Origin of the sequence: Streptomyces sp. SN-593, from assembly GCF_016756395.1 — a bacterium.
Lineage (GTDB): Bacteria > Actinomycetota > Actinomycetes > Streptomycetales > Streptomycetaceae > Actinacidiphila > Actinacidiphila reveromycinica.
In genome coordinates this window covers 387,174-399,939 of sequence record NZ_AP018365.1, presented here as the reverse complement: position 1 = coordinate 399,939, position 12,766 = coordinate 387,174, and the positions used below count along the sequence as shown (strand labels likewise).

At 73.6% G+C, this 12,766-nt stretch carries 10 protein-coding genes; 5 read left to right on the top strand and 5 right to left on the bottom strand.

Annotated elements, in window-relative coordinates; all coding sequences use genetic code 11:
- Positions 1-112 precede the first annotated feature (112 nt).
- The gene (locus RVR_RS01730) at positions 113-1,051 is read right to left on the bottom strand and encodes a hypothetical protein (RefSeq protein ID WP_202232083.1); all 939 of its coding nucleotides are present in this window, start codon (positions 1,049-1,051) and stop codon (positions 113-115) included.
- Between the two features lie 109 nt (positions 1,052-1,160).
- Here RVR_RS01730 and RVR_RS01725 point away from each other — a divergent pair, with 109 nt between their 5' ends.
- Complete coding sequence (locus RVR_RS01725; RefSeq protein WP_237404509.1) at positions 1,161-3,134, top strand: lamin tail domain-containing protein; 1,974 nt, start codon at positions 1,161-1,163, stop codon at positions 3,132-3,134.
- A gap of 70 nt (positions 3,135-3,204) precedes the next feature.
- Here RVR_RS01725 and RVR_RS01720 read toward each other — a convergent pair whose 3' ends face one another.
- From RVR_RS01720 to RVR_RS01705, 4 genes are all read right to left on the bottom strand, one after another.
- The gene (locus tag RVR_RS01720) at positions 3,205-4,128 is read right to left on the bottom strand and encodes a hypothetical protein (protein WP_202232082.1); all 924 of its coding nucleotides are present in this window, start codon (positions 4,126-4,128) and stop codon (positions 3,205-3,207) included.
- Positions 4,128-5,099 carry an SRPBCC family protein gene (locus RVR_RS01715; protein WP_202232081.1) on the bottom strand — a complete coding sequence of 324 codons (972 nt, stop codon included), beginning with the start codon at positions 5,097-5,099 and terminating at the stop codon, positions 4,128-4,130. Before RVR_RS01715 ends, RVR_RS01720 begins: the two co-directional genes overlap by 1 nt.
- Positions 5,100-5,106: 7 nt before the next feature.
- Complete coding sequence (locus RVR_RS01710) at positions 5,107-5,823, bottom strand: hypothetical protein (protein ID WP_202232080.1); 717 nt, start codon at positions 5,821-5,823, stop codon at positions 5,107-5,109.
- A gap of 257 nt (positions 5,824-6,080) precedes the next feature.
- Positions 6,081-7,418 carry a PP2C family protein-serine/threonine phosphatase gene (locus RVR_RS01705; RefSeq protein ID WP_237404508.1) on the bottom strand — a complete coding sequence of 446 codons (1,338 nt, stop codon included), beginning with the start codon at positions 7,416-7,418 and terminating at the stop codon, positions 6,081-6,083.
- A gap of 360 nt (positions 7,419-7,778) precedes the next feature.
- On the opposite strand from RVR_RS01705, the gene RVR_RS01700 reads away from it, so the two are divergent.
- From RVR_RS01700 to RVR_RS01685, 4 genes are all read left to right on the top strand, one after another.
- Positions 7,779-8,102, top strand: coding sequence for a plasmid stabilization protein (locus tag RVR_RS01700; protein ID WP_202232079.1), 324 nt, complete (start codon positions 7,779-7,781; stop codon positions 8,100-8,102).
- A 169-nt stretch (positions 8,103-8,271) separates the two neighbouring features.
- Complete coding sequence (locus tag RVR_RS01695; RefSeq protein WP_430393091.1) at positions 8,272-9,507, top strand: PP2C family protein-serine/threonine phosphatase; 1,236 nt, start codon at positions 8,272-8,274, stop codon at positions 9,505-9,507.
- A 252-nt stretch (positions 9,508-9,759) separates the two neighbouring features.
- The gene (locus tag RVR_RS01690) at positions 9,760-11,583 is read left to right on the top strand and encodes a thiamine pyrophosphate-requiring protein (protein WP_202232078.1); all 1,824 of its coding nucleotides are present in this window, start codon (positions 9,760-9,762) and stop codon (positions 11,581-11,583) included.
- 116 nt (positions 11,584-11,699) lie between these two features.
- On the top strand, positions 11,700-12,749 hold the full coding sequence (locus tag RVR_RS01685; protein ID WP_202238307.1) for an enolase C-terminal domain-like protein: 1,050 nt from the start codon (positions 11,700-11,702) through the stop codon (positions 12,747-12,749).
- The last annotated feature ends 17 nt before the right edge of the window (positions 12,750-12,766 follow it).

Here is a 12,766-nt window from a genome sequence, read left to right as displayed (position 1 = left end):
GACGCCGCGAGCTCGACCGGCACGATCCGCCGGACAGGCCCTAGCGCCGGTCGCCGACCGATCGCGCCCCCGCCGGCCCGGACCGTGCGGCGGCTGGGACTTTGTGGCCGGCTCAGACCGTGTGGAAGGAGAGGGCGACCCGCAGCATGTGGCGCTCCCAGCCGTCCAGGAAGAGGTCGTTGTCGTCGAACGCCCGCTCCACGACCTGGCTGGTCTCCGGCCGGTAGGACGCCGGGTCGAGCAGCGCGGCCAGCGCGTCGTGGAGCGCGGCCCGGGGACGGGTTCCGGCCATCGTGCCCGGTCCGGCGGGCCGCGGGGCGGGCGGCAGCTCCGCCGCCAGCCCCGCCACGGCGACGGACCACGGCTCCGCCGACCCGGCCGCCGAGGCGCACCGGTCGGCGAACCGGGACCACGGGCGCGACGGCGCCAGCAGATGGTCGTAGGCGAGCAGCGCGGCCGCCCGCGCCGCACACCCGCGCACCATGCCGTACGGCTCGGAACCGCCGCGCGGTATCCCCGGCATGCGCAGCCGGCGCAGGTCGGCCACGGAGCACCGGGCGACCGCGTCGGCGCCGCCGACCGCCGCGGCGGTGGCCTCGCCGAACAGCGTGCGGACGTCGAGCGCGGTCTGCGCCGCGTCGTCGGGCGTGTGCAGGACGGAGAAGCAGCGCTGCGCCGCGGGGGAGACCGCGCGCAGGTCGCCGGCCCGCCGCCCGTCGTGCGAGCTGCCGCCCTTCCAGGCGTCGAACAGCCCCGGAAGGTCCACGTCGTAGGGGGTGCGGACGACCGCGGGGATCGCCATGTCGAGTGCGCCCAGTTCGTACGACAGCCATGCCCCCGGGCGGCGCCCGGCCGCGGGCGGCTTCTTGAAGGTGCCGTGCGCGTAGAGCGCCGCCAGCGTCGGCGGCCGCAGCATCAGCGCGGTCGTGGCGAGGACGTCCAGCCGCAGGGGCGCGAGCCGTTCGGCCAGCGCGTCCCACGCGTCCACCACCATCGCGTCCGGCATCAGCACGAACAGCCCGACGTTCCGCCCAAGTTCGCCATCGCCCACCCGGACATCCTTCCCCTCCCCGGCCCCGGTTATCTGCGGCCGGGCCCATCGGGTGGAGTTCAGCCGCAGTACACGCCGCGGCAAGCCCGCGGTGCCAGAATCCCGCCTCGTGCCTACTACACGCTCGCGCGCCGGCGTCGCCTCAGTGTGCGCCTCGGCTCTGACGCTCTCAGGACTGCTCGTCACCGGGGTGATCGCCGCCGATCCCGCGGCCGCCGCGGACCCGGCCGGCTACCAGAACGTACGGATCAACGAAGTCACCTCGTCGAACAGCGACACGGTGGAGTTGTACAACTCCGGCTCCGCGCCGGTGAGCCTCAGCGGCTGGAAGATGTCCGACAACGGCTTCTCGCCGCAGGCGTTCAGCCCGTCCGCCGGCACGATCGCGGCCGGCGGCTTCGTCACCTTCGACTCGCCCAAGGGGCTGGGCGACGCGGACACGCTGGTGCTCTACACCTCCGGCGGCACCGTGGTCGACCGCGTCGACTGGGCCACCGACGAGGCTAAGCCGGCGATGGCCCGGTGCGGCGGCGACGGGACCGGTGGATGGGTGACCGAGACCTCGGCCACCACGTTCGGCTTCGTGAACGCCCCGGGCTGCCCCTCGTCGGTCCCGGCGGCGAGCAGGGTGCGGATCAACGAGGTCACCTCCAGTGGCGCGGACACCGTGGAGCTGTACAACGGCGGCACCAGCGCCGTCTCCCTCGCCTCCTGGCGCTACGTCGACGGGGACACCGGCCACTCCGCGGCCACGATCTCCTCCTCCTCGCCGAGCGCGACCAGCATCCCCGCAGGCGGGTACGTCACCTTCGACTCCACCATCGGCCTGGGCGACAACGATTCGGTCTTCCTGCTCGACGGCAGCGGGGACACCGTCGACTCGGTGACCTGGGCGACCGACGGCGCCAAGCCGTCGGACCAGCGGTGCGCGAACGGCACCGGAGGGTTCGCCACCGCCACGACCGCGACGCTCGGCGCCGCCAACTCCTGCCCGGGCAGCGGCGGAGGCGGAGGCGGCGGGGGCGGCCAACTGCTGGGCGGCGGCGGCTCACTGACCAGCGGCTGCACCCCCGAGGAGCCCTCGGGCACGGGGTCCGCGCCGTCGGGCACCCAGCCCTGGCCGGGCGGGCAGGACGTCACGATCGCCGACAACGTCTGCGCGTTCACCACGTCCACCGGCCCCGAGGGCCGGGACCTGAGCGGGCTGGCCTTCGACCCGTCGAACCCGTCCGTGCTGTGGGCCGCCAAGAACAAGAACTGGCTGTTCAAGCTGGTCAAGAGCGGCGGCAAGTGGATCCCGGACGCGTCGTGGAGCGCGACCGGCAAGCAGATCCGGTTCGCGGGCGGCTCCGGCGAGCCGGACTCCGAGGGGCTGACGGTCGGCCCCAACGGCCACCTCTACGTGACCTCGGAGCGGGACAACGACGACAACTCGGTCCCCGAGGACACCATCATGGAGTTCGACCCGAGCGCGAGCGGATCGACCCTGACGCCGATCCACCAGTGGGACATGACCGCGCAGTTCCCGCAGCTCGACACCGGCAGCAAGGACGACGCCAACCTGGGCTTCGAGGGCGTCGGCTACGTGCCTGACAGCTGGCTGACCGCGAACGGCTGGACCGACCCGCTCACCGGTGCCGCCTACAACCCCGCGAACTACCCGCTGCACGGTTCGGGCCTGTTCTTCGCCGGCCTGGAGTGGGACGGCACGCTGCACGTCTACGGCCTCAACTCGGACGGCACCTTCACCACCTTCGGCACCGTCGCCACCGGCGAGCGCTCCGTGATGGACGTGACCTACGACGCGGGTACCCAGCGGATCGTCGCGACCTGCGACAACACCTGCGGCGAGACGCACACCTTCCTGAAGGTCGGCTCCGGCGGCGCGATCGTCCCGGACGTGACGTACACGAACCCGACCGTCATGCCGGTCGACAACCTGGAGGGCTTCGCGATCGCCCCGACCTCGACCTGCGTGGCCGGCTCCCGCGAGGCGGTGTGGAGCGACGACGGGATCTACGGGTTCGGCTCCGGGACCTCCTCCTCCGGCCACGCCCTCTACAGCGGCACCTTCCCCTGCTGACCCCGTAGCCCCCGCCCGTCCCCGCCCCGTGGCGGGGACGGGGTGGTGCCGCACCGCTCGGCGCGGCACCTCACCGGCGCGCGTGGCGGCGGGCGGCCGCGGTGTGGCGGGAGGGGGAGGGGCGACGGGGCCGCCGGCGGTGTCCGGACGTGCCGGCGTGCTCGGGCGCGCGGTGCCGGCCGGCCTCCGCCGGGCCGCCCTCGCCGCCCCCGTCGTCGGGGCGGTCGTCCCCGTCCCTGTTCCGGTCCCCGCTGCCGTCCCCGGCGCCGGAGGTCGCGGTGCCGGCGGCCTCCCCGGTCGCGGCCGGCGCCGTGCCCGCGGCGTCGCGCGCGGCGGAGCCGGCGGCTTCCCCGGCGTCGTCCACCGCCTTCCCGGCGTTCGCGCCGACGTCCTGCACCGCCTCGCCCGCGTCGCCGACCGCCCCACCGGCGCTCTCGGCGACGTCGTCGACCGCGCGGCCGGCGGCCCGGCCCGCGTCGTCCACCGCCTCACCGGCGGCCTCGCCGACATCGCCGACCGCCTTTCCGGCGTTCGCGCCGACGTCCTGCACCGCCTCGCCCGCGCCCTGCCCCAACTCGCCCACCGCGCGGCCGGCGCCCTGGCCCACCGATCGGGCCGCCTCGCCCACCGGGCGGGTGATCTGCTCGATGATCTGCGGGTTGTCGTCGATGGTGCGCAGCACGTCGCGGATGATCTCGGCGACGTTGTCGAGCCGGACCTTCAACAGGGCCTGGGCCTGCACCCCGTCGATGCCAAGCTGGACCCGTCCGAGCACCGCGTCCACGCCGACGTCCAGCTTGAGCAGGTCGAGCACCTCCGCGTGGAGCGCCACCCGGGCCCGTAGGTCCTGCACGTCGAGCTGGATCCGGTCGACATGCAGGTCGGGGACATCGAGCAGCACGTCCGGATCGCCGTCGGAAGCGCGCGCGTCACGTACCGTCGTCTCCGACGAGGCGTGCCGGCCCGCTTCGGCCCTGCTGTCACCGGAGATCATCACTCGTCCTCATCGTCCTCATCGTCCTCTTCGTCCTCTTCGTCGGGCGTCTCGTCCTCGTCCTCGTCCGTCTCGTCCGTGTCCTCCTCCTCATCCTCTCCCTCTCCCTCGTCCTGCTCCTGCTCCATCGCCTCCTCGTGGCTCTGCACGACCTCACCCTCGCGGATCTCGCCGCGCCAGCCCTCGGCCTCCTCCTCGGCGAAGGTCACGTACCGCTGGAAGTTCTTGAAGTCCAGTCGGGCGCGGCGGCCCTGGGCGCGCCAGAGGTTGCCCGTCTTCTCCACGATGCCGGTCGGGTAGTAGACGAGGACGAGGATGATCCTGGTGAGCGTCGGGGCGATCTCGTGGAAGCTGACGGCGCCCTGTGTGGTCCCCAGCGCCCCTTCCGACGTCCAGACGATGCGGTCGTCGGGAAGCTGTTCCTGCACGGTGGCCTTCCACTTCCGGGTGGACGGGCCGACCTTGACCGTCCACTCGCTGGTGGCCTCCTCGCCCCGTTCGGCCTGCCGGACGCCCTTGGTGAAACCGCTGAAGTTCTCGTACTCGGTCCAGTGGTCGTACGCCGTGCGCAGCGGGACGCCGACGTCGATCACCTCGACGATGTTCGTGGCCTTGACGTCGATGGACGCGTCGCCGCCACCCGAACCGCCGCCGCCCGAACCTCCGTCCGAGCCGCCGCCCCCGGACACGGCGTCCTTGATCTTGCCGGTGACACCGCTCTTGAGGTCCTGGCCCTTCTCGGCGGCGATCGCCGCGGCGGGCGACTCGCCGTGCAGGACCCGCTTGCCGACCTTCGGTACGGTGCCGCTGTCCTCGTCGACGTCCATGAGCCGGTCGGTCGCGTCGGTCAGCTTGCCGCCGGCAGCGCGGGCCGCCTTCTTGGCGCGGGCGCTGACGTAGCGCCCCAGTTCTCGCCGGAGCAGCGCCAGCGGGGCCGGTTCGGTCGCCTCGGGCTTCTGGTCTGTCGCCATGGGTGGGTCACCTCTCCCGTCGGGTACGCGGGGTGGACTTCCCGGGTCGGCCGCTGCCGGTCCCGGTCGTGGCGGCGGGGCGCGGCTTCCTCGCCGTCGCGGCGCGCGTCGACGACGAGCTCGTCGGCGCCGCCTTCTCCGCCCTCTTCTGCTGTGCGGGCTTCTTCGCCTCGGGCTTGCCGTCCGCGGGCTGCCGTCCGCCGGACCGGCGTCGGGCGGGCGCGGAGTTCCGTTTCGCGCGGGCGGGCGTTTCTTCCGACCCGCCGGGCTTCCGCTCGCCGGCCGGCGGTCCGGATTCGGCGTCGGGACGCTCTTCGGCCTGCTCGTCCCCGTCCGGTCGCGCATCGGTGGGGCGGGGGTTCGAACCGTCGTCCTGATCCTCGTCCCCGCTGCCGAGAGCGAGCGCCCGCTTGTGCAGGGCTGTGGCCGCGGCACTGACGCCGCGGCCTGCCACGGAACCCGCCGCGTGGCGCAGCAGGCCGCCGCCGTGCCCGCGTTTCGTGCCGCCGTCGGAGCGGTCTCCGCCGTCCTTGTCCTTGCCCTTGCGGCCCGCGGGTACGCCGGGAATCCTGCGCACGCCGCCCGCCAGCAAAGCGCCGGGCCGTATGCCCTTGCCGGCCAGGAGCGCCGCGGCGGTCAGCGCCATCCGCCCCTTCTTCGCCCGGCCCATCAGGTAGCCTCCCGCGACGGCCGCGGCCAGGCTCATGTTCTGCGGTTCGCCCATCACGCTTCGCCTTCTCGGTGTCGACTGCGTGGGTTGGGACAGCACGTGCGCACATCAGGTGCACGGAGCGGCGAACGCCGTACGCTCCGACGGCGCCGTGGGCGTGGCGCGCGCTGGCCACCCCTTTCCAGTGTCCTCCGCTCGCGGGGAACCGCATCTGGGCATGGGTCCTGGTGGGGGGAACAGGGACACCCGGGCTCGGCAGGCGGACCGCGCCCCGGCCACGGGCGGCCGCCGACCCATCGAGGAGGCCGGGTTCAGCTGCCCGCGGGGGTGGGCGGCGGGGTGGACCACGCGGTGGCCAGCGGATCGTCCGGCGTGATGGAAGGGGGCAGCCCGACACGTTCCTGGAGTGCCGAAGGGGAGTAGGGAGTCGGGCCGTGCCATTCGACGAGCATGACGGTGGCGTCGTCGCGCAGCCGTCCGTCGTGGTAGTCGAGGTGGTGGCGGACCAGTCGGCGCAGCGTCTCCGGGACGGACAGGTCGTCGGCGTGGTGCCGGATCAGGAAGTCGGTCAGGCGGTCGAGCCCGAACTCCTCCCCCCGGTCGTTGCGGGCCTCGGTGATGCCGTCGGTGAAGAACAGCAGCCGGTCGCCGGGCTCCAGCCGGTCGTGGCAGATCGTGGTGGGCAGTCCCAGGCCGGTGCCCATCGGTCCGGCGGGCGGGCAGGCGAGGGGGACGATGGTGCGGCGGCCCCGGATGACCACCGGCGGGTGGTGGCCGCGGCTGGTCCACGACAACGTGCCGGTGGCCATGCTCAGTTCGGCCAGGATGCCGGTGGTGTAGCGACTGGTGCCGAACTGCTCGGTCAGCGTCTGCTCGATCCGGTCAGCGGTCTGCCCGAGGTCGGCGCCCTGGCGGCGGTACTTGCGGCAGGTCGCCACGGCCAGGTTCGCGGTGAGGCCGGCGGCGGTGTCGTGGCCCATCGCGTCGAAGACCGACAGGTGCACGGTGTCGCCGGACACCGCGTAGTCGAAGGCGTCACCGCTGATCTCGTACGCAGGCTCCATGATCGCGCTGATCAGCACCCGGTCGGCGGCGAAGGTCCGCGGCGGCATGAGGCGCCACTCCATCTCCGCGGCCACCTCCATGCGCCGCCGGCGTACCAGCCGCCCGTACGAGTCACTGGTGCCGCGCTTGCTGACCAACAGCAGCGCGACCAGGCCCGCGAGCGCGCCGACGTCCGCGTCGGCCTCGACGGCCGCACCGGGCAGGCCGACCCGCAGTACCCCCAAGCGCTCGCTGCCGTCCAGCAGCGGTATCCACCACTGGCCGGTCGAGGACGCCGAGGCGGGCAGCACCTCGCCGATCTGGAAGGCGCGGCCCGCCACGGTGCCCTCGACCGCCAGCTCAGCGGGCGCGCCCTCGGCCTCCCCGCCCGAGTCGCCCGAGTCGTCCGAGTCGTCCGAGGCACCGCCGGGGCCGGTCAGGAGGTACAACTGGTCCTGCTGGAGGTCGCTCACGTAGATCAGCACGCCCGGCCACCCGGCCCGCGCCGCGTACGCGCTGACCGTGCGGGGGACCTGCTCCAGCGTCATCAGGTGGCTGGCCGTGATCAGCTCGCCCAGCACCCGCGTCCGCGCATCGGTGCTCATGATCCGGCGCCTCTTCTCGTGGTGAGCTGGTCGACCCGCACCCTCTCCCTCCACGGTATCGGCGCCCCGGCGTCCGCGCCCCCCGCGCGGACGCCGGGGCGCGGATGTCCGCGTCCCCGCGCGCCGCGGCCGTCCGCCCCCGGCAGTCGTACCGGGTGCGGGCGAGGGACCGGTCCGGCAGTGGCGTTCGGCCCCACGCGCCCCACCGCTGGGGGCGCCGTGGACCCGGCACGGCGACTCGGCGGATCACGCCGCTCGGGGAGGAATGCGCCCCGCCTTCGTGGGCACCCGAACCGTGTCGCGGGCCCTGGGGCGGGGCGGTGCGCCCGTGCCGAACCGAGAGTGGGAAAGGTGGCAGTCATGCCCCGAGGTGCGAACGCCAAGCGCGAACGCCAGTACGAGCACATCAAGGACAGCGCGCGCGAGCGCGGAGAGTCGCCCGGCCGGGCGAAGGAGATCGCCGCGCGGACGGTGAACAAGGAGCGGGCGCGCGCGGGCGAGTCGAAGACCGCCAGCCGCACCTCCACCCGGGACATGTCGTCCTCCCGGCGGGGCGGCCGGCGCTCCCACTCCGGCGCCCAGGGCCCGACCAGGGACCAGCTCTACAACGAGGCGAGGCAGCGCAACGTCAAGGGCCGCTCGCACATGACCAAGGCCGAGCTGAGCAGGGCCCTGGGCCGCTGAGCACACCTCCGGGACCCACAAGGGCCCCCGTCGGACCCACGTCGCCAGGAACCGCCCACCGGACCCCGACACCGGGAAGTGGGACCGGAGACCGGGGCGGCCGGTCACGGATTGACGCCCACCGCGAAGTTTCCGAAGCTGGTAGGAGGAGGGGGGAAGGGAGCCGGTCGTGAGAGATGGCCACAGCGGACTTCCCCGGCTGCTGACGGCGGCGGAGACCGCGGCCCCGGTGGATGCCGTCGACGTCGTCGCGGACGACCTGCGGCGGCGGTTCGAGGCGACGAAGGTCTCCTTCCTCATCGTGGACCTGACGGGGAAGGCGGTGGCACGGCTGTCCACCACCGACGCCGGGCGGGACGGGCGGGAAGCGGAGCGTATCCCCCTCCCGGGCAGCGTCTACGAACAGGTGATCCGCACCCAGCGGCTCCATCAGGAGGCGTTCGGCCGGGAACAGCGGGTGATCGTTCCGGTCACCAACCGGGGGGATGCCATCGGGCTGCTCGAACTGCTCCTGCCGAGCGACCTCGGCGAGGACGTCCTCGCCGAGATCGGGGAAGCAGCCCACATCCTGGCCTACATCGTGATCGCCAACGGGCGGTTCACCGATCTGTACACCTGGGGCAAACGCTCCAGGCCGCCCACCCTGGCCGCGGAGATCCAGTACCAGCTGCTGCCGACGTCGCTGTCCTGCGAGGCCGCGCAGTTCACGCTGTGCGGGAGCCTGGAGCCCTCGGAGGACCTGAGCGGCGACACCTTCGACTACGCCTTGGACCGCGGCACGCTGCACGTGTCCGTGACCGACCCGATGGGCCACGACATCGACGCCGCCCTGGCCGCCACGGTCCTGGTGGGCGCCCTGCGCGGCGCCCGCCGCGCAGGAGTCGACCTGGCCGAGCAGGCCCGGCGGGCCGACCAGGCCCTGTCCGACCACGGAGCCGGTCACGCCACCGGTCAGCTGCTGCGCATCGACCTCCACACCGGGCGGGCCCGGCTCGTCAACGCCGGCCATCCCTGGCCGCTGCGCATGCGCGAAGGGGTCGCGGAAGCGATCACCTGCGAGATAGACCATCCCTTCGGGCTGTCCGTCCCCGCGCCCCACCCCCCCTACCGTGTCCAGGACATCGACCTGCGCCCCGGCGACCGCCTGCTCATGTTCACCGACGGCATGCTCGAACGGCACGCGGAGACGGTCGACCTGCCCGCCCTGCTGGAACGCACACGGGACCTGCACCCGCGGGAGACCGCGCTGATGCTGACGTCCGCGGTCCTGGACGCCGCCGGCGGCCGGCTCGAAGACGACGCCACGGTGATGTGCCTGGACTGGCACGGCCCCCAGGTGATCGAGCGACACGTCAGCTCCGGAGCCGACACCCGCCAGGCCTCGGCCGCCCGCTCGAAGCCGTAGCCCTCGCCGTCACCAGGGCGCCTTCCTGGTCACGGTGTCAGGCGCCCCTCGAAGACCTCCCGCCCGTCCGGAACCTTCCACCCGTCGGGGCGGCGGCGCCCACCGGCCGCGGTCGCCGTCACCGGGGAACGGGCCGAGGACCGCGCGGCGCGGCCGTGGCTGATCCGGGTCCTGTCCCTTCCGGGCCGGTCCCCGAAGCCCCGGCAAGCCCTCCGAACCCCCGTGCACAGAAAGACAGAAAGGACGAACCCCGTGTCGATCAAGGTGTCCGACTACGTCCTGCAGCGTCTGCGTGAGTGGGACGTGGAGCAGATCTTCGCCTACGCCGGCGACGGCATCAACGGCCTGCTCGCCGCCTGGGGGCGGGCCGATGACAAACCGGAGTTCGTCCAGGCCCGCCACGAGGAGATGGCCGCCTTCGAGGCCGTCGGCTACGCCAAGTTCTCCGGCAAGGTGGGAGTCTGCGCGGCCACGTCCGGCCCCGGCGCGATCCACCTGCTCAACGGCCTGTACGACGCGAAGCTCGACCACGTGCCGGTCGTCGCGATCGTCGGCCAGACCAACCGCAGCGCCATGGGCGGCTCCTACCAGCAGGAGGTGGACCTGCTCAGCCTCTACAAGGACGTGGCCTCCGAGTTCTGCGAGATGGTCACCGTCCCCGAGCAACTGCCCAACGTCATCGACCGTGCGATGCGCACCGCGTACGCCCGGCGCACCGTCACCGCCGTCATCATCCCCGCCGACGTGCAGGAACTCGACTACTCCGCGCCGACGCACGCCTTCAAGATGGTGCCCTCCAGCCTCGGCGTCTCCTCCTACGCCCCCACCCCCTCGGCCGCCGACCTCGGCCACGCGGCCGAGGTGCTCAACGCCGGCGAGAAGGTGGCCGTCCTCGTCGGCCAGGGGGCGCGCGGCGCGCGCGCCGAGGTGGAGCAGGTCGCCGACCTGCTCGGCGCCGGCGTCGCCAAGGCACTGCTCGGCAAGGACGCCCTGTCCGACGAACTGCCCTACGTCACCGGCTCCATCGGACTGCTGGGCACCCGCCCCTCCTACGAGCTGATGCAGGGCTGCGACACGCTCCTGGTCATCGGCTCCAGCTTCCCCTACACCCAGTTCCTGCCGGACCTGGACCAGGCCCGGGCGGTGCAGATCGACATCGACCCGTTCATGGTGGGGCTGCGCTACCCGTTCGAGGTCAACCTCGTCGGCGACGCGGCGCAGACGCTCAAGGCGCTCATCCCGCTGCTGAAGGAGAAGAAGCACGGCGCGTGGCGGAGGAAGATCGAGAAGGACACCGCCCGGTGGTGGGAGGTCATGCAGCGCCGGGCCGCGGTGGACGCCGACCCGATCAACCCCGAGTACGTCGTGCACGCCCTGGACGAACTGCTGCCCGAGGACGTCATGCTGGCCGCGGACTCCGGTTCCTCGGCCAACTGGTACGCCCGGCACCTGCGGATGCGCGGCGCCATGCGCGGATCGCTGTCCGGCACCCTGGCCACCATGGGCCCGGGCGTGCCGTACGTGATCGGCGCGAAGTTCGCCCATCCGGACCGGCCCGCGCTGGCCATCGTCGGCGACGGCGCCATGCAGATGAACGGCATGGCCGAGCTGATCACCGCGGCCAAGTACCACCCGCAGTGGCGCGACCCGCGCCTGGTCGTCGCGGTGCTGAACAACCAGGACCTCAACCAGGTCACCTGGGAGATGCGCGCCATGGAGGGGGCGCCGCAGTTTGAGGCGTCCCAGTCCCTGCCCGACGTGCGCTACGCCGACTTCGCCCGGTCGATCGGCCTCGGCGGTGAGCGCGTCGAGGAGCCCGGCGAGGTGCGCGGCGCCTGGCAGCGCGCGCTGGCCGCCGACCGGCCCTACGTCATCGACTTCCGGACCGACCCGGCCGTGCCGCCGATCCCCCCGCACGCCTCGCTCGACCAGATCGAGGCCGCGGCCTCCTCCGTCCTGCACGGCGACCCCGACCGCGCCGACATGGTGAAGCAGGGGTTCAAGGCGAAGGTCCAGGAGATGCTCCCCGGCCGCCGCCACCGCGACGACCGGCCGGGGGCCGGGGACGAGGAGTGAGCGCCGGCGCCGCGGCGGGCCGGCCGGGCGCCGGGGCCGCCGGCGCGGCGCCCGCGCCCGGTGACCCGCCGGTCGTGCAGGCGGTGGAGACGGCCGTCCTCACCGTCCCCACCGAGATGCCCGAGGCGGACGGGACACTGGCCTGGGACGCCACCACCGTCGTGGTCGCGCACGTCCGGGCCGGCGGCGCTCAGGGGCTCGGCTGGACCTACGGCTCGCCCGCCGCGGCAGGGGTGATCCGCGACCACCTCGCCGGCGTCGTCACCGGCCGCTCCGCCTGGGACGTGCCCGCCGCCAACGAGGCCATGAGCCGGGCGGTGCGCAACGCCGCCCGGCCCGGCATCGCCGCGCACGCGATCTCCGCGGTGGACATCGCCCTGTGGGACCTCAAGGCCCGCCTGCTGGGCCTGCCGCTGGTCCACCTGCTCGGCACGGCCCGCAGCGAGGTCCCCGTCTACGGCAGCGGCGGGTTCACGACGTACGGCGACCGGGACCAGGAGCGCCAACTGCGCGACTGGACCGCCGGGTCGGGCATCCCCCGGGTGAAGATCAAGATCGGCGAGTCCTGGGGGAGTGAGCCGGCCCGCGACCTGGAGCGCGTCAGCCGAGCCAGGCGCACCATCGGTGAGGGCGCCGAACTCTACGTGGACGCCAACGGCGCCTACACCGCCAAGCAGGCCGTCCGCCTCGCGCGGCACCTCGACGCGGAGGGCGTCACCTGGTTCGAGGAGCCCGTCTCCTCCGACCACCCGGCCGGCCTCGCGCAGGTCCGCGCCGCCGTGCTGCCCGACGTCACCGCCGGCGAGTACGGCTACACGCTCCCGTACTTCCGCCACCTGCTCGCCGCGGGCGCCGTCGACTGCCTCCAGGCCGACGTCACCCGCTGCGGCGGGATCACCGTGTGGCTGCGGGTCGCCGCCCTCGCCGAGGCGCACGGCACGCAGGTCTCCGGGCACTGCGCCCCCCACCTGCACGCCCACGCCGCGGCGGCCGTGCCCAACCTCCGCCACCTGGAGTGGTTCCACGACCACGTGCGGATCGAGAACCTGCTCTTCTCCGGCGGACTGGACCCCTCGGGCGGCGCCGTGCGGCCCGGCGCCGGGGGCGAGCCGGGACACGGCATGGCCCTGCGGGCCGACCGCGCCGAGCGGTACCGGTCGGGCTGACGGGGCCGTCCCCAGAC

Bases quoted from the DNA above. Each gene is read 5' to 3' on its own strand.
- RVR_RS01710 (WP_202232080.1), bottom strand. From the start codon at position 5,823: ATGGGCGAACCGCAGAACATGAGCCTGGCCGCGGCCGTCGCGGGAGGC.
- RVR_RS01720 (WP_202232082.1), bottom strand. From the start codon at position 4,128: ATGATCTCCGGTGACAGCAGGGCCGAAGCGGGCCGGCACGCCTCGTCG.
- RVR_RS01685 (WP_202238307.1), top strand. From the start codon at position 11,700: ATGCCCGAGGCGGACGGGACACTGGCCTGGGACGCCACCACCGTCGTG.
- RVR_RS01705 (WP_237404508.1), bottom strand. From the start codon at position 7,418: ATGAGCACCGATGCGCGGACGCGGGTGCTGGGCGAGCTGATCACGGCC.
- RVR_RS01700 (WP_202232079.1), top strand. From the start codon at position 7,779: ATGCCCCGAGGTGCGAACGCCAAGCGCGAACGCCAGTACGAGCACATC.
- RVR_RS01715 (WP_202232081.1), bottom strand. From the start codon at position 5,099: ATGGCGACAGACCAGAAGCCCGAGGCGACCGAACCGGCCCCGCTGGCG.